Source organism: Taibaiella helva (genome assembly GCF_003545695.1).
Lineage (GTDB): Bacteria > Bacteroidota > Bacteroidia > Chitinophagales > Chitinophagaceae > Taibaiella > Taibaiella helva.
In genome coordinates, this window is the sequence record NZ_QUZZ01000003.1 from 168,663 (window position 1) to 183,703 (window position 15,041).

Annotated in this window: 14 protein-coding genes; 11 read left to right on the forward strand and 3 right to left on the reverse strand. The window is 51.2% G+C overall.

The genetic code is table 11. From position 1 onward, the window contains the following. Window positions 1–49 precede the first annotated feature (49 nt). Window positions 50–1,273 carry a beta-ketoacyl-[acyl-carrier-protein] synthase family protein gene (locus tag DZC79_RS06065; RefSeq protein ID WP_118950664.1) on the forward strand — a complete coding sequence of 408 codons (1,224 nt, stop codon included), beginning with the start codon at window positions 50–52 and terminating at the stop codon, window positions 1,271–1,273. 72 nt (window positions 1,274–1,345) lie between these two features. On the opposite strand, the gene DZC79_RS06070 is transcribed toward DZC79_RS06065, so the two are convergent. Continuing rightward, the gene (locus DZC79_RS06070) at window positions 1,346–2,071 is read right to left on the reverse strand and encodes an outer membrane beta-barrel protein (RefSeq protein ID WP_118950665.1); all 726 of its coding nucleotides are present in this window, start codon (window positions 2,069–2,071) and stop codon (window positions 1,346–1,348) included. A 106-nt stretch (window positions 2,072–2,177) separates the two neighbouring features. On the opposite strand from DZC79_RS06070, the gene DZC79_RS06075 reads away from it, so the two are divergent. Beyond that, window positions 2,178–3,191, forward strand: a complete 1,014-nt coding sequence (locus tag DZC79_RS06075; protein WP_118950666.1) for a dipeptide epimerase — start codon at window positions 2,178–2,180, stop codon at window positions 3,189–3,191. An 84-nt stretch (window positions 3,192–3,275) separates the two neighbouring features. Continuing rightward, window positions 3,276–5,090, forward strand: coding sequence for a thiol protease/hemagglutinin PrtT (locus DZC79_RS06080; RefSeq protein WP_118950667.1), 1,815 nt, complete (start codon window positions 3,276–3,278; stop codon window positions 5,088–5,090). Window positions 5,091–5,265: 175 nt separating this feature from the next. Here DZC79_RS06080 and DZC79_RS06085 read toward each other — a convergent pair whose 3' ends face one another. Together DZC79_RS06085 and mce are read right to left on the reverse strand one after the other, a co-directional pair. Then, window positions 5,266–8,133 carry a DEAD/DEAH box helicase gene (locus tag DZC79_RS06085; RefSeq protein ID WP_118950668.1) on the reverse strand — a complete coding sequence of 956 codons (2,868 nt, stop codon included), beginning with the start codon at window positions 8,131–8,133 and terminating at the stop codon, window positions 5,266–5,268. Between the two features lie 48 nt (window positions 8,134–8,181). Beyond that, window positions 8,182–8,583, reverse strand: a complete 402-nt coding sequence (mce, locus tag DZC79_RS06090; RefSeq protein ID WP_118950669.1) for a methylmalonyl-CoA epimerase — start codon at window positions 8,581–8,583, stop codon at window positions 8,182–8,184. Window positions 8,584–8,744: 161 nt separating this feature from the next. On the opposite strand from mce, the gene DZC79_RS06095 reads away from it, so the two are divergent. From DZC79_RS06095 to DZC79_RS06130, 8 genes are all read left to right on the forward strand, one after another. Then, window positions 8,745–9,884 carry a cysteine desulfurase family protein gene (locus DZC79_RS06095; protein ID WP_118950670.1) on the forward strand — a complete coding sequence of 380 codons (1,140 nt, stop codon included), beginning with the start codon at window positions 8,745–8,747 and terminating at the stop codon, window positions 9,882–9,884. A gap of 105 nt (window positions 9,885–9,989) precedes the next feature. Next, the gene (locus DZC79_RS06100; RefSeq protein WP_118950671.1) at window positions 9,990–10,316 is read left to right on the forward strand and encodes a HesB/IscA family protein; all 327 of its coding nucleotides are present in this window, start codon (window positions 9,990–9,992) and stop codon (window positions 10,314–10,316) included. Between the two features lie 461 nt (window positions 10,317–10,777). Beyond that, window positions 10,778–11,677, forward strand: coding sequence for a heme o synthase (cyoE, locus tag DZC79_RS06105; RefSeq protein WP_118950672.1), 900 nt, complete (start codon window positions 10,778–10,780; stop codon window positions 11,675–11,677). A gap of 27 nt (window positions 11,678–11,704) precedes the next feature. Beyond that, on the forward strand, window positions 11,705–12,271 hold the full coding sequence (locus DZC79_RS06110) for a cytochrome c oxidase subunit 3 (RefSeq protein WP_118950673.1): 567 nt from the start codon (window positions 11,705–11,707) through the stop codon (window positions 12,269–12,271). A gap of 133 nt (window positions 12,272–12,404) precedes the next feature. Continuing rightward, complete coding sequence (locus DZC79_RS06115; protein ID WP_118950674.1) at window positions 12,405–13,148, forward strand: cytochrome c oxidase subunit 3; 744 nt, start codon at window positions 12,405–12,407, stop codon at window positions 13,146–13,148. A 61-nt stretch (window positions 13,149–13,209) separates the two neighbouring features. Continuing rightward, entirely contained in the window at window positions 13,210–13,656 is a 447-nt protein-coding gene (locus DZC79_RS06120; protein ID WP_118950675.1) for a cytochrome C oxidase subunit IV family protein, read from the forward strand. A gap of 116 nt (window positions 13,657–13,772) precedes the next feature. Next, window positions 13,773–14,405 carry an SCO family protein gene (locus tag DZC79_RS06125; protein ID WP_198666803.1) on the forward strand — a complete coding sequence of 211 codons (633 nt, stop codon included), beginning with the start codon at window positions 13,773–13,775 and terminating at the stop codon, window positions 14,403–14,405. 37 nt (window positions 14,406–14,442) lie between these two features. Continuing rightward, window positions 14,443–15,033, forward strand: coding sequence for a DUF420 domain-containing protein (locus DZC79_RS06130; protein WP_118950677.1), 591 nt, complete (start codon window positions 14,443–14,445; stop codon window positions 15,031–15,033). The last annotated feature ends 8 nt before the right edge of the window (window positions 15,034–15,041 follow it).

Consider the following 15,041-nt stretch of genomic DNA (forward strand, 5'->3'; position numbering starts at 1 on the left):
AACTTCTTATCCTAAAATAACAGACCTTTGCGGCTGTAAATAAACAGGAATGAACAGAGTTGTCATCACCGGTATCGGTATTTACTCTTCCCTGGGCATCAACCGGGAAGAAGTAGCAAAATCCTTATTTGAGGGCCGTTCCGGTATCATTTTCCGCCCCGAGCGTAAAGCCATGGGCTATCGCTCCGGATTGACGGGCTATGTGAACCGCCCCAACCTCAAGGGCCTGCTCGACCGGCGCGCACGCATTATGATGCCCGAGCAGGCCGAGTTTGCTTATATGGCTACCATCGAGGCCATGCAGCAGGCCGGCGTCGATATCGATTACTTTCAACAGCAGGAAACCGGTATCATCTACGGCAACGACAGCTGCGCCAAGCCCGTGATCGAAGGCATCGACCTGCTGAGGGAAAAAAAGGATTCCATGCTGATCGGCTCCGGTTCTGTATTCCAGGTATTGAACTCTACCGTGACCATGAACCTGGCGACCATATTCAAGCTGAGAGGCGTCAATTTCAGCATCAGCGCCGCCTGCGCCAGCGGGTCGCATGCGATCGGTATGGGCTACCTGTTTATCAAGAACGGACTGCAGGAAAGGGTGATCTGTGGCGGCGCGCAGGAGATCAACGATTATTCCATGCCCAATTTTGATGCCTTGGGTACCTTTTCCACCCGAGAGTCGGAGCCTACGAGGGCTTCCAGGCCTTTCGACAAGGACCGCGACGGCCTGGTGCCGGGCGGCGGTGCGGCGACGGTTATACTGGAAAGCCTGGAGTCGGCGCAGGCCCGGGGCGCGCACATCATTGCCGAAGTGCTGGGCTATGGCTTTTCCTCCAATGGCGAGCATATCTCCAATCCCAGTGTCGAAGGACAGGTGAGGTCTATCCACCGCACGCTGAAAGATGCTGGCATGTCGGCAGCCGATGTAGAATATGTGAATGCCCATGCGACCTCGACCCCTGCCGGCGATGGCAGCGAGGCGGAAGCGATATTTGAAGTGTTCGGCGGTAAAGTGCCCGTGAGCTCGACCAAGTCGATGACGGGACATGAGTGCTGGATGGCCGGGGCGAGCGAGATCGTGTATTCCCTGCTGATGATGCAGCACGATTTTATGGCGCCGAACATCAATTTCGAGCATCCTGATGAACACTCGGCCAAGATCAATGTGCTGCCCGAAACCCTGCAGCGTGGTTTTGACGTCTTTCTGTCCAATTCTTTCGGCTTCGGCGGCACCAATTCTTCCCTCATTCTCCGGAAGTGGAAACAGGGTTAAGCTCATTCAATAATATAAGACGAGGGCGATCCAAAGGATCGCCCTCGTCTTATATTATCCGGTACCGGCCAATTAAAGACCGGTAATGCTGATGCCTATTGAATAAGGATATACCTCGGGTCCGGCGCCATTTTTGAACAGCTGGCTCAGGTTATAGGAACCGAATATGCCGAAGTTGCCCCAGCCGATACGCGCTGTGGGGGCGAAGCGCCAGGTTTCGAAGTAACGCTTGGTATTCACTTTTTCCACTACATAGGTACCGCCTACATTGTGCTTGTCTTTGGTATGAGCGCCCACAAGTATGCCTACCTTCATCCCGATCGCCATTTTGAACCCGCGGTTGCGGTTCTCTTTGTTGCCGAAAAAGCGAAGCTCGAATGGCGCTTCAAGGTAAGTTGTGTTCAGCTTGTTCTTCTTGTAATCGTTGGTGCCATTGGTATCCACGTTCTGGAATACTGCTGTGCTGGACGAAGTATTCATCACCAGGCGCTGATCATCGAAATAAATGTTATTGCTGCTCACGCCAATGCCCGCAGCAAAGCTGAAGTTGGACCTGGAAATGGGAAAATCATAGCAGAGATAGGCGTTGAATCCACGGCCGATACCACCGATCTTAACGTTATCCGGTGTCTTCGCCCAGTTGTCATAAGACAGCTGAATCATGAGAAAATCACGTGATGGTTTGATCACGGACTTTTTCTTTGTGGGTTCGCTTTTGGTATCAGTAGTACTTTCCTGCGCCTGCGCGCCCAGTGAGAAAGCCAGCGCGATGGCCAGCATACCTGCGATTTTCTTCATATGAGAGTAAGTGCAATTGAGGCGCAAAGATAACTGTTGCGCGGCTTTTTAAATATTTTTTCTTCTTTTGTTGCGATCTCAGGAGATTTGCGGTATTATCTGGCTTATGCTTCAATTGAAATACCGGAGATACGATCTCCCCTTTGAGTATCCCTTTGCTATTGCCAAAGGAACGAAAACCCATCAGCCGACGCTGGTTCTTTCCCTTGGCCTGGGCAGGCTTACCGGCTACGGTGAAGCTACCGAGATCGGGTACTATAACGCTAACCTCGACGAAATGATTGTGTTGCTGGAAAAAAACCGGCATACGATCGAACGCTATGCGCTCAACGGCCCCGAGCGGTTCTGGCATTTCCTGCATCACCTGCTGCCCGGGCAGCCCTTTCTTATTGCGGCATTGGATATGGCCGGCTGGGACCTGTGGGCGCAGCTGAACCGTAAGCCTCTGTATGCTCTTATCGGGCTGCAGTGGAAAAATATTCCCCTCACCGATTATACAATAGGGATCAATGATCCGGAGGCAATCCGGCAAAGGGTAATTGGAAGGCCCTATCCTATTTATAAGCTCAAGATGGGAGGTGGCCAGGACCTGATTGCGCTGGAGGCTTTGCGCAGCGTGACCTCCTCCGCCGTCCGTGTCGACGCCAATGAAGGCTGGAGCCTGGAGGAAGCGAAACGGATCGTTCCGGAGCTGGAGCGGCTCGATGTCGAGCTCATCGAGCAGCCCCTGCACCGTGACGACAAAGAAGGGATGAAAGCGTTGAAGCAATTGACCCGCCTGCCCATTATTGCCGATGAAGCCTGCCGGGAGGAAAAAGATGTAGCCGCCTGCCTGGAGATGTACGATGGCATTAATATCAAGCTGGCTAAGTGCGGAGGCATTACACCGGCCCTGAGTATGATCCGTGCTGCCCTGAAAGCGGGGAAGAAGATCATGCTCGGCGGTATGTGCGAAAATGTGGTCGGCGCTACAGTATTGGCTCACCTGCTTCCGCTGGCCAATTACGCCGACATCGATGGCCCGCTGCTGCTGAAAGAGCGGGTAGGAGAGGGACTGATCTATAACGGGGCGGAGATCAGCCTGCCCGAAGGACGTACCGGCGCTGGCATATTCATGTAGGTACCACAGTTTTTTTTGGTTACTTATTTGCAAAATGTTAATTTCATCGATCTTAACTTATTGCAAAAACCAATAAAACAAATAATGAAAAGAACGGTACTTCTCTTGTCCCTGGGTTGCATTGCCGGTTTTTCGGCTTTGGCCCGGCAGGTGGATGAGCAAAGCGCGGCTGCGGTTGCCCGCAGTTTCGTCGCCTCCAAAACGAAGAGCAGCGATCAGCCTACGCTTAAGCTGCTGACCACTTCCACTGCTGACCAACCCGGCGGAACGGCGATCAATACCTATTACGTGTTTGATCTGAATAACCGGCAAGGCTTTGTGATCGTGGCTGCCGACGATATCGTGAAGCCGATCCTGGCTTACTCCCTGAAAGAAACTTTCCAGGAAGGTGCGGATGCCTCGCCCGAAGCCAGCTACTGGCTGGGCCTTTACCGCGACCAGATCAGCTTTGCCGTACAGCATCACCTCGATGCCACTAAAGAAGCGATAGCCGATTGGCATCACTATACCAGCGAAACGACTACCGGAACGGCGAATAAGCCTACGGCAGAAGTAGCGCCTATGCTGACCACTACCTGGAACCAGGGAACTTACTACAACATTTATACACCAGGCACAGGGTCCACCAAAGCACCGGTAGGCTGCGTGGCTACGGCCATGGCGCAGATCATGAAGTATTGGGATGCACCCACAACCGGTACCGGCGCCTATTCTTATAGCCATGCTACTTATGGACAGCAGTCGGCCGATTTCGGTGCTACGACTTACCAATGGGACCTGATGCCTAATAACCTGATCGCCACCTCTCCTCTGGCATCCAAAGAGGCAGTTTCCCTGCTGGGCTATCATTGCGCTGTAAGTGTGCGGATGGACTTTGATCCGGCAGGCAGCGGATCTCAGGTGCTGGCCTGGAGCGCCAATTCTAAATGTGCTGAGAATGCTTTCAAAAATTATTTCGGATATAAGCCAACGATTGAGGGCCTGTACCGCGAAGAGCATACCGACGCGGAATGGAATGCCCTGCTGAAAGCAGAGATCGACAACGGCCGTCCTATTCTCTATGCCGGTTTTGGCGAGCTTGGCGGACACGCTTTCGTATTTGACGGGTATGATGCCTCAGGTCTGTACCATATCAACTGGGGCTGGGGCGGTATGAGCAACGGTTATTTCACCGTGGATAACCTGGCCCCTTCTGCGCTGGGCATTGGCGGCGGCGGCGGTAACTTTAACGATGGTCAGCAGGCGCTGACCAAGATAGAACCAGCCAATGCCTCCGACCTGGTAACCAAAGCCACACTTACCGTATCTACACCGGCAATTACCCAGGGTGATGCGTTCAGCGTGAACGGTAAGGTCGGTAACCGGGGTACCCGGAGGTTTGTGGGAGAAATTACTGCTGCGCTGTACACCAGCACCGACAATACTTTTACCGCTTATGTAGCCACCCTGGGCAGCATGTCGATACTGAAAGGCATTGATAGCGCGATGACCTTTAATGCTGATAATACCAGCGCGCTGCCTGCTGGCCATTACAATATCAAATTGCTGTACCGCGATGGCAATGCCGACTGGCAGGTGCTGCCCGATACTCTGGGCTTCACCAACAGCGTGCCTTTTACGGTAAATGCCGACCCTACCGGTATCGCGGCAACCGCACTGGACCACTCTTTCCATGTGTATCCCGTGCCCGCCGGCGCTTACCTGACTATCGACCGGAAAGGTTTTTCGGGTAAGATCAGCAGCATAGACCTGTTTAATCTCCAGGGACAAAAAGTCGCGACCGCATCTTCTGCAAACGTAACGACTATACCTGTGAGCCAGCTGGCCAATGGTATTTATTACCTGCGCCTGGTTACCGATCAGGGAACCAGCAATAAGAAGATCATTGTAAAGCACTAAATGCGATGAGAGATAACGCAAAGCGGGACGATGCCATAGGCTCGTCCCGCTTTGCGTTGGTGTCAGGTATTAAGTAACAGGAACCAGGTATCAAGAGCCAGGAAGCAAGAATCAAGAACCCATTTCTAATATCTCACATCTTACATCTAATATCTCACATCTTACATCTAATATCTCACCCAAACAAATAAGCCACATCATCCTCTGTAAGGTTCTTCACAAAGCCTTCTTCGGCGCTGATGAGCTCTTCTGACAACAGCTGCTTCTTCTGCTGCAGCGCGATGATCCGCTCTTCGATGGTGTCTTTGCAGATCATTTTGTAGGCGAACACATGCTTGGTCTGGCCTATACGGTGCGTACGGTCTATAGCCTGCTGCTGCACTGCTGTATTCCACCAGGGATCTACCAGGAACACATAATCGGCCGCCGTAAGGTTAAGGCCGGCGTTGCCGCTCTTAAGGCTGATGAGAAATACCCTGGTCTGATCTTCGGTCGACTGGAAGCGGTTGACCATGGCCTGTCGCTCTGCTACCGGTGTATCGCCATCGAAATGGAAGAAGCTGATGTTTTGTTGCCGGCAACGTTCCGCGATCAGGTGCAACATGCCTTTGAACTGGGAGAAGACGAGCGTCTTGTTGCTCTTCAGGTTCTGCAGCTCATCCATCAGCATATCTGCTTTGATAGAATCGTTGCAAGCGCTGCTTTCGCTCAGCAATTGGGGAGCGCCGCACACCTGGCGCAGCTTCATAATGCCTTGCAGGATATTCAGCTTGTTCTTCTCGAGGCCGCCGGTTTTAATATCGAGAAAGATGCTGTCCCTGATCTGGTTCCTGATCTCGTTGTAGGCCGCCATCTGGTCTTCGCCCATAGCACACCACAGCACGCTTTCTGTTTTTTCCGGCAGATCGGGCGCTACCTGCTCCTTGGTCCGGCGCAGCACGAAGGGCGCAGTCATTTGCTGCAGCGCTTTGATCTTATCCTTGTCGCCGTCGCGGTCGATGGGGTTGGCATACTCCTTACGGAAAAATTCCTGTCCGCCGAACATGCCGGGCAGCAGGAAGTTGAGCTGGGCATACAGGTCGAATGTATTATTCATGACCGGTGTGCCGCTGAGCGCTACCCTGGCCCTGGCCGTAAGCTGCTGAACGGCTTTCGTTACCTGGGCCTGCACGTTCTTGATATTCTGGCTTTCATCCACTACGACTGCATCCCAGGGGCTGATGTGCAATTGCTCGATATCGCTGCGCAGGGTACCGTAGCTGCAGATAAGCACCTGGCCTTCCAGGCGGAAGAAGCTTTCTATATTGCGCTGTAAGCCGTTGTAGACAAAGGTTTTCACGGATGGGGCAAATTTTTCCAGCTCCATTTTCCAATTGTAGATCAGGGAGGCAGGGCAAACGATCAGGTGGCGGGCCGCAGGATCCAGCTCCAGCCGGCGGCAGAGGAAAGTGATCGTTTGCAGCGTTTTACCCAGTCCCATATCGTCGGCCAGGCATGCGCCGGCGCCGATCTCGGCCAGCAGCGACAGCCATTCAAAGCCTTTGTGCTGGTAAGGGCGCAGGCTGGCCTGCAGCAGGGAAGGTACTGCATAGATACGTTGCTGCTCATCCTGCCATTGCAGCCAGCTTTGGAGCCAGGCTTCACTGATGGAGGGCTCAAGCGCTTCTTTGGCCTCACCTTTTTCCAGGCTCAGCATGATCCATTTGGGGATCACCACCTCGTTCTTCGACAGTTTGCCATGCTTGATGACAGGGGCATACTGCGCTACCCATTCATCGTTGAAAATGCCGATGGTGCTATCTTTGAGCAGGATGGAATTCTGTCCTGCGATCAGTAATTTCTGCAGCTCTGTAAGGGAGATCTGCTCTTTGTCGAAGCGGATCTTCAGGCTTAAGGTCAGGGTTTCTTCCTCCTGCTTTAAGATCTGCATCTCGGTTACCGGCGGATGAGCGGAGTAGCGGAAATGCCGCAGCATTTCCAGTCCGATCATCTCTGCATCCTGCTCCAGCAGGCCGTGGTAGGCCTTCAGGAACCATTGCTTTTTCTTGGCATCGGCGAAGGTGAGGTAAAAGAACTTGTTGGATTGTTTCGCAAAATTGGGATGGAGCGACTGCAGGTAGCTGGTAAAGGCCAGCTCCGCCTCCTTATGCCTTACAATGCTATAGGCTTCGCCGTTGCGGATGGTTTCGTGGCGCTCTTTCCATTCGCCTTCAACAATGATGCCTTCGTATTTCCACTTGGGTGTGAACATCAGCATCGAATCGCTGATCTCGCTCAGGTAAACACAGTTGACCGGCGCGGTATTGATCTCCCTTTTTTCAAAAAGATTGTTGCGGTTAACCTTATAACCTTCTTCCAGCTTCTGTACAATGCGCTGGGAAAGCAATGCCGGGTTGCGGGCAAACTGCTGCGGCTGGCTTTGCTCCAGCCATTCCAGGGTGAGGTGGTCGTTGTGGCGCAGCGAATAATAATTGCTTTCAGCTTCTACCAGGAATTTATAACGTTTCACCTGGTCGAGGGTATAGCTGGCATTGCCGCAGCGGATATGCGTTATTACCACCAGGCCCCCATCTGCAGCTTTTATGACCTCGAAGGAAAGCTCCGGTGTCTCTTTCAGGATATTGCAGCGAGCGATAAGGTAATTGCCTGTAGCAGGGTTCTTCACCCGGTGGTAGCTTCTCAGCTTGGGCACCGCGTTCAGCAGGTTGCCCAGCAGCTCCTGTATATAACGGGCTACGGTCTTGTCCAGGAATTTGTCCAGGGGCATACCCGATTTCTCCTTTGCATGCCGTTTCTTCAGCTGGCCGACTTCAAAAGCGATATCGTCATCATTGAAGCGGGCGAGCAGCTGCTTTCCTTCCGCGCTGTATTTGCCGAAGTAACGCTCGATCTGCACTTCGTCCAGCGGGAACATTTCAAAAGGCACATGGGCGCCCTGCCGGATATGCAGGGAGTTAAAGATGCTGTTGTGGCTGAATATCTCTTCCGGGCACAGCACCAGGGTGGCTACAGGCACGGTTCTCGTCGGTGTTTGCGGCGGCATGTTCCTGATTTTTTTAAGGAGCGCAAAAGTAGGAAAGCTTTACCAAATCTATTTCCGTTCCTGGCAGAGCTCAATCAGCACGCCATTAGTGCCTTTGGGATGCAGGAAGCAGACGAGCTTGTTGTCGGCGCCGGGTTTGGGTTGCTCGTTCAGCAGGGTAAAGCCTTCGCCGGCAAGGCGTTTCATTTCGGACCCGATATCGGCTACCTCAAAAGCGATATGGTGCATGCCTTCGCCTTTTTTGGCAATAAAGGTGGCAATAGGGCTGTTTTCCTTAGTCGCTTCCAGCAGCTCCAGCTTGGTTTCCCCGTGTTGAAAGAACGCGGTATTGACGCCTTCAGTCTCCACCTGCTCCGTTTTATAGCAGCTGGTGTTCAGCAGCTTTTCAAATAAAGGCACTGAAGCTGCCAGGTCTTTTACCGCTATACCAATATGCTCTACTCTGATCATATTTTACAATAGTTTTTATAAATGGGAAAATCAATACAGGAGATACTTCTAAAGGGGCGAAAGTAAAACTTTCAGGCTAATTTTGCGGGGTTGACCACCTGGTAAAAGGGTTTGGTCCCCGAAGTTTTTTGCAAGATCTTTGACGCTGCTGAAAATACCTGATGATCTATTTCGATTATAATGCAACAACACCCTGCGATCCTGCTGTAGTAGAAGCAATGCTTCCCTACTTCAGCGGGAAGTTTGGCAATGCTGCCAGCAAAACACATGCCTATGGCTGGATTGCCGATGAAGGCGTAGAACAGGCGAGAAAACAATTGGCATTGCTGTTGCAAGCCGAACCGCAGGAGATCGTGTTTACATCGGGCGCTACCGAAGGCTGTAACCTGGCGCTGAAAGGCACTTATGAAATGTATGGGACGAAAGGCCGTCATATCATTGCGGTCGCTACGGAGCATAAAGCGGTGCTGGATACTTGCAGGCAGCTGCAGCGCCGTGGCGCCGAGGTCACTTACCTCGCTGTGGATAACCAGGGACTGGTAGATATGGAGGCTCTGGCTGCTGCGATAAGACCGGATACGTTCCTGATTGCGGTAATGTACGCCAATAATGAAACCGGTGTGCTGCAGCCCATAGCGGAGATCGGTCGCCTGGCCAAACAGCATGGCGTGCTCTTCTTTACCGATGCAACACAAGCCGCAGGTAAGTTACCGCTGGACGTGAACCGGGACCAGGTAGATATCCTGGCGCTGAGCGCGCATAAATTTTATGGCCCCAAGGGTGTGGGTGCACTGTATGTACGGCGACGCGATCCGAGGGTGCGCCTGCTGGCGCAGATGGATGGCGGAGGGCATGAACGCGGATTCCGGAGCGGTACTCTGAATGTGCCGGGTATCGTAGGGCTGGGCAAAGCGGCAGCGCTGGCTATGGAAAGCATGGACACCGAAGAGAAGCGGCTACGCGGGATGCGGGATCATTTGGAACGATCTTTGCTCCGGCTGGAGGGGGCCATGGTGAATGGTAATCCCGAACGGCGTATGGGGCATGTGACGAATCTGTCGTTTGCCGGGATAAAAGCGGAGCGGCTGATCGCTGCGCTTAACAGCCGGATCGCTTTCTCTGTGGGGTCGGCCTGTACTTCGGCCAGCAGGGAGCCTTCGCATGTGCTGGAGGCCATGGCCTTAGGCGAGGAGCGGATTAAAGGCTCAATACGGCTCAGCCTGGGAAAATTCACCACAGAAGCCGAAACGGACCAGGCTATTGCCTGGATTGCCGAGGCTGTAAAACGGGAAAAAGCATAAGCATATATTTGTTTTGTGGATTTTTAAATAAAATTTAACTTTGCCTCAAACGAATAGTTTAGGCTTGTGCAATAAAGAAAAAGCATAAGAATAAATTATACCTTTATGATATACATTACTGATAAAGCGAAGGAACGTGTGTTGCAAATACACGAGGAAGAGCATCTTGGGGCGGATTATTTCCTGCGTATCAGTGTAGTAGGTGGCGGCTGCTCCGGTCTTTCCTATAAGCTGGACTTTGACAACGAGCCTCAGAAGGGTGACCAGATTTTTGAAGATAAAGGCATAAAATTGGTCACGGATATCAAAAGTTTTTTGTATCTTTGTGATACTACGTTAGAATTCACAGCGGGCCTGAATGGTAAAGGCTTTCATTTTATCAATCCAAATGCCAGCCGTACGTGCGCATGCGGAGAAAGTTTTGCGGTGTAGGTGTTATAATGAACGTTGGCCATAGCGGAACTAAGCCTAAACTGCAATCGGGCGGGAGATTTTCTCCCGCCTTTTTATATGATCAAATCATAAAAGGCTTACTGGTGTGCGTGTTCCCCCGATTGAGGTGACACCATAGAAAGGTCCTGCTTGTTCACTCTGATGTCCTTTACAGAGCCGGCTTCCTGTATTGCCCGGTATATATTCTTTACCCGTATATGCGGCCGAAGGTTGATTGCTGCACGCTTTTGACCAGGACTTTTAAAGCGGTTTTTATCATCTGCGGAGCAGGTTAATAACGTGTTTTCTTCCCGGGAAAAGTTGAGGTAACAACCAACCGGAAGCCAGGAAGTGAGCAGCGTCTGGTAGAAACGTTTTAAATTTCTGTATAAAAAAACGGTAAAACTTTTACCTTTGCACACCGATTCATCTTTCCACCTTATCCTTTTTAATTCATTTTCATGCTTCGGGAAGAGCCGTTAAAAGTAAAAGAATACTCCTTTGCCGTCGCCAAGATCCGCGATTATGCGCAGCTGATGAAGCCCAACCTGAGCTTCATGGTAGTATTCTCAAGTGTGGTAGGCTACCTGATGGTCCCCGGAGTAGAGCTGATCTGGAAGAATGTATTGCTGCTGTTCCTGGGGGGTATGCTGGTGACCAATGGCGCCAATATCATCAACCAGATACTGGAACGCTACAGCGACCGCCTGATGAAGCGCACCATGCTGCGACCCCTGCCCGATGAACGCATGGGTACTACCGAAGCATGGATACTTTGCATCCTGTCGGCCGCCGCCGGCGTCGGTTTGCTGGCTTATTGCTTCAACCTGGCCTCGGCCCTGCTCAGCCTGCTTTCCCTGCTGCTGTACGGCTTTGCCTATACGCCGATGAAGAAGATCCATCCCATTGCTACTTTCGTCGGTGCGATCCCCGGGGCGCTGCCGCCGCTGATCGGCTGGGTGGCCGCCACGGGTTCCCTTGGGATCGGCGGCTGGTCTCTTTTCCTTATCCAGTTCTTCTGGCAGTTTCCGCATTTTTGGGCCATCGCCTGGGTCGGCTACGAAGATTACCTCAAAGCCGGTATCCGCATGCTGCCTTCCCGAGAAGGAAAAACCTCCTTCACCGGTCTGCAGTGTATTTTCTACAGCCTTACCCTTATTCCCCTGGCTATGCTGCCCCATCAGCTGGGCCTCAGCGGCAGCGCCGGCATGTGGGTTGCCATCGCCTGCGGTCTGCTGTACACCTTTGCCTCCTTTATTTTTTATCTCCGGAACGACCGTACTTCGGCTAAAAGGCTGATGTACGCCTCCTTTATTTATTTACCTACCGTATTGCTGGCGCTGCTTATCGACAAGCTGTAGACAGGATATCCAAGAGCACATTTGCATATGATGACGGTTGAAAAGAGTACACAAAGAAGAAAGATACACCCGAAGAAGTTTGCCATGTGGATTGCTATCGGCAGCATCATCATGATGTTCGGTGGTTTGACCAGTGGTTATATTGTGCGCCGCTCACAGGGTAACTGGGAAGCTTTCAAGCTGCCGGTCGAGTTCTATATTTCTACCGCCGTGATCCTTATCAGCAGTCTTACGCTGCATATGGCCCTGCGGACCTTTCGCCAGCGTCGCATGCCGCTGCACCGCAGCCTGGTCACACTCACCTTCTTATTGGGCATTGCCTTTACCGTATTGCAATATTTCGGATTCAAGGATCTGTATTATCAGATGAAATGGAACAATAATGTTTCTTTTCAATACCTGATCGTTATCGTGCTGGTACATGCGCTGCATATACTCGGCGGTGTAGTGGCGCTGCTGATCCTCTGGCTGCGCACCTACAGCCGTAAGGTGAAGACGTACAGCAGCACAGGACTGGAGATCGCCAGCACCTACTGGCATTTTGTAGACGTGCTCTGGATCTACCTGTTCATCTTTTTTATCCTGAACCGTTAATTGCCTGTATCCCGGTAGCAGCGCGGCCGGAACATAGCTGTTTTGAAAAAATATTCTGCCGTTGCTTTTAATAATAAACAACATACACTAACTTGCAGCGTCTTTTGAGCTATTAAAAAATTTTTACCGTTTTATGACACAAGCGACTACAACTACAGCGGAGATCAAAAAGTGGGATGGCGGTCATTCCCCTTTCAACCTGAGTTATGGTAAAATAATGATGTGGTTCTTCCTGCTGTCGGATGCGCTTACTTTCGGTGCCCTGCTGATCAGCTACGGTACCAAGCGTTTCTTCAGCAATGTGTGGCCCGATTCCAACCATGTATTCAAGTCATTTCCCGGTCTTGGCGACAAGAACCTCCCGCTGATGTTTGTGAGCTTGATGACCTTTATCCTGATCCTGAGCTCGGTGACCATGGTGCTGGCTGTGCACGCCGGTCACTATAAAGATAAGAAGGCCGTTATCAAATGGCTGCTGTTCACCATTATCGGTGGTATTGCGTTCTTAAGCTGCCAGTGCTGGGAATGGGTGCATCTCCATGGCGAAGGCGCCTGGTGGGGTAGTTTTGTAGATCCGGCCACTACACCCAAAGCCAGCCTGGAACATTTCTACAACCCGAAGGTATTTGCAGGCATGAGCATCCAGGACGGTGTAAATGCAACCACAAGCTTCTTCAATTTCTTCTTTACCATTACCGGTTTCCACGGTATGCACGTACTCTCCGGTGTGCTGCTGAATGTGATGATTCTGGTGAATACTGTTAACGGTACCTACGAGCGCCGCGGTCACTACGAAATGATCGAGAAGGTTGGTCTTTACTGGCACTTTGTAGACCTGGTATGGGTATTCGTGTTTACCTGCTTCTACCTGCTGTAACCGTTAAGGTACCGCAAGCGAGCCCTCATCCTTTCAAAATAATATTTAAAGCATCTATATCATGTCTGCACATCATCATAGCGACAACGTACAGGAACTTTACGAAGGCGATCAGTCCAAATTATATTCCGGAGTACTGAGCCATCATCACGATATCAATTCTACAGAAAGCAAAGGCCAGGTAAAGCGTATCTGGAAGATTACCCTCTGGCTGACGATCATTACCATTGCTGAAGTTGCAGTGGGTCTTTGGGCGCACCATTCCGGTGCATTCCCCAAAGTATTCCTGGCCTTTTACTTCCTCGGGCTTACTGTAGTAAAAGCGGCTTTGATCGTTAGGGTATTCATGCACCTTGGAGATGAGAAAAAGAACTTTGTCATGGCGATCATCATCCCATTGACACTGTTTGTCTGGTTCATTATTGCTTTCCTGGCAGACGGTGATTTCTGGCTGCGTATGAACAATACGCAGGCACATACCCGGACCGAACAGGTGCAGAAATGGTAATGACTGCCTGGTGAAGCCCTATCTGTGTTCATAACCTGTAGCCGAGCTTAAGAAACAGTAACATGCGTTTGACTAAAATCATCAAGTACATTTTAGCAATATCAATAGCGGCAGCTGTGCCGCTATTGTTTTTTTTTGTGACGCCCAGCGCCAAGCTGAACATCCCTCCTTATTACCGTCCCGAGCAGATCATCAGCCGTATGGAGAAAGGAAAGACGGTAAGAGATACCCTCTTTCACCAGGTAAAAGACATTACGCTTACCAACCAGCTCGGGCAAAAGGTAAGTCTGAACAAAGACCTGAAAGGAAAAGTGCTGGTGATCGATTTCATTTTCACCACCTGTCCTTCTGTATGTCCCCGTCTGAGCGCCAATATGAAGGAACTGCAGAAGGCCTATATCAAGAAGAATCCCGAAATGGTTCAGTTCATTTCGATCTCGGTTGATCCGGACAGGGATTCGGTAAAGGCCCTGAGAGCATATGCCAACCGCTATGATGCCGATCATGACCGCTGGTGGTTCCTGACCGGGAATAAGGACAGCATCTTTGACTATGCCAAGAATGAGCTGGGGCTGCTGCTTGAAAATGCTGATGTGCCGGGCGATTTTGTCCACTCGCAAAAAATGATCCTGATCGATACAGCAAGGAATATAAGAGGCTATTTCGACGGGCTGGATAAGGCGCAGACCAAGAAGATCGCCGACGATATTTATATCCTGAATGTAGAAAAAAGGAAGCACCATCGCTGATCATCAATCCGGATTTTCCACGAATCAATACATATCAATGATACCCAATCCTGTACTGAAGAAGAATGATAAAAGAGCCAACTTGATTATCGCGATCGTCTCGCTGGTGATCTTCCTGGTGGTGGCCTCGCTTAGCCGTATACCGCCGCCCAGGTTTCCTTTCGACTTCAATGTGCATATTTTTGCCCTTATCAATTCCCTTATTAATTCGGCCGTGGCGATACTGCTGATTGCAGGGCTGGTGGCCGTAAAGCAGAAGCAATACGTGCTGCATAAGAACATCATGATGGTAGCCATCGTGCTGTCTGTCCTGTTTCTTGTTTTTTATATCGGGCATCACCTGTTTGCCGGCGACAGCAAATTCGGCGACATCAATCACGATAATGTCCTCACCGAAGCAGAGAAGGCTGCCGTCGGCGGCATTCGCTATTTCTACTATTTTATCCTCATTACCCACATCATCCTGGCCGCGGTGATCCTGCCGTTCATCCTGTTTACGGCCTATCGCGCACTCACCGGGGAATACAGCCGCCACAAGAAGCTGGCCCGTTATACCTGGCCTTTGTGGTTCTACATTGCCATTACCGGTGTGCTGGTCTACTGGATGATCGCGCCTTATTATTCCTGATCTTATTG

What these genes read in the sequence shown, in the direction of transcription:
- DZC79_RS06065 (WP_118950664.1), top strand. Translation starts at nt 50, where the DNA reads ATGAACAGAGTTGTCATCACCGGTATCGGTATTTACTCTTCCCTGGGC.
- DZC79_RS06070 (WP_118950665.1), bottom strand. Translation starts at nt 2,071, where the DNA reads ATGAAGAAAATCGCAGGTATGCTGGCCATCGCGCTGGCTTTCTCACTG.
- DZC79_RS06120 (WP_118950675.1), top strand. Translation starts at nt 13,210, where the DNA reads ATGTCTGCACATCATCATAGCGACAACGTACAGGAACTTTACGAAGGC.
- DZC79_RS06080 (WP_118950667.1), top strand. Translation starts at nt 3,276, where the DNA reads ATGAAAAGAACGGTACTTCTCTTGTCCCTGGGTTGCATTGCCGGTTTT.
- DZC79_RS06100 (WP_118950671.1), top strand. Translation starts at nt 9,990, where the DNA reads ATGATATACATTACTGATAAAGCGAAGGAACGTGTGTTGCAAATACAC.
- DZC79_RS06110 (WP_118950673.1), top strand. Translation starts at nt 11,705, where the DNA reads ATGATGACGGTTGAAAAGAGTACACAAAGAAGAAAGATACACCCGAAG.
- DZC79_RS06075 (WP_118950666.1), top strand. Translation starts at nt 2,178, where the DNA reads ATGCTTCAATTGAAATACCGGAGATACGATCTCCCCTTTGAGTATCCC.
- DZC79_RS06130 (WP_118950677.1), top strand. Translation starts at nt 14,443, where the DNA reads ATGATACCCAATCCTGTACTGAAGAAGAATGATAAAAGAGCCAACTTG.
- cyoE (WP_118950672.1), top strand. Translation starts at nt 10,778, where the DNA reads ATGCTTCGGGAAGAGCCGTTAAAAGTAAAAGAATACTCCTTTGCCGTC.
- mce (WP_118950669.1), bottom strand. Translation starts at nt 8,583, where the DNA reads ATGATCAGAGTAGAGCATATTGGTATAGCGGTAAAAGACCTGGCAGCT.
- DZC79_RS06115 (WP_118950674.1), top strand. Translation starts at nt 12,405, where the DNA reads ATGACACAAGCGACTACAACTACAGCGGAGATCAAAAAGTGGGATGGC.
- DZC79_RS06085 (WP_118950668.1), bottom strand. Translation starts at nt 8,133, where the DNA reads ATGCCGCCGCAAACACCGACGAGAACCGTGCCTGTAGCCACCCTGGTG.
- DZC79_RS06095 (WP_118950670.1), top strand. Translation starts at nt 8,745, where the DNA reads ATGATCTATTTCGATTATAATGCAACAACACCCTGCGATCCTGCTGTA.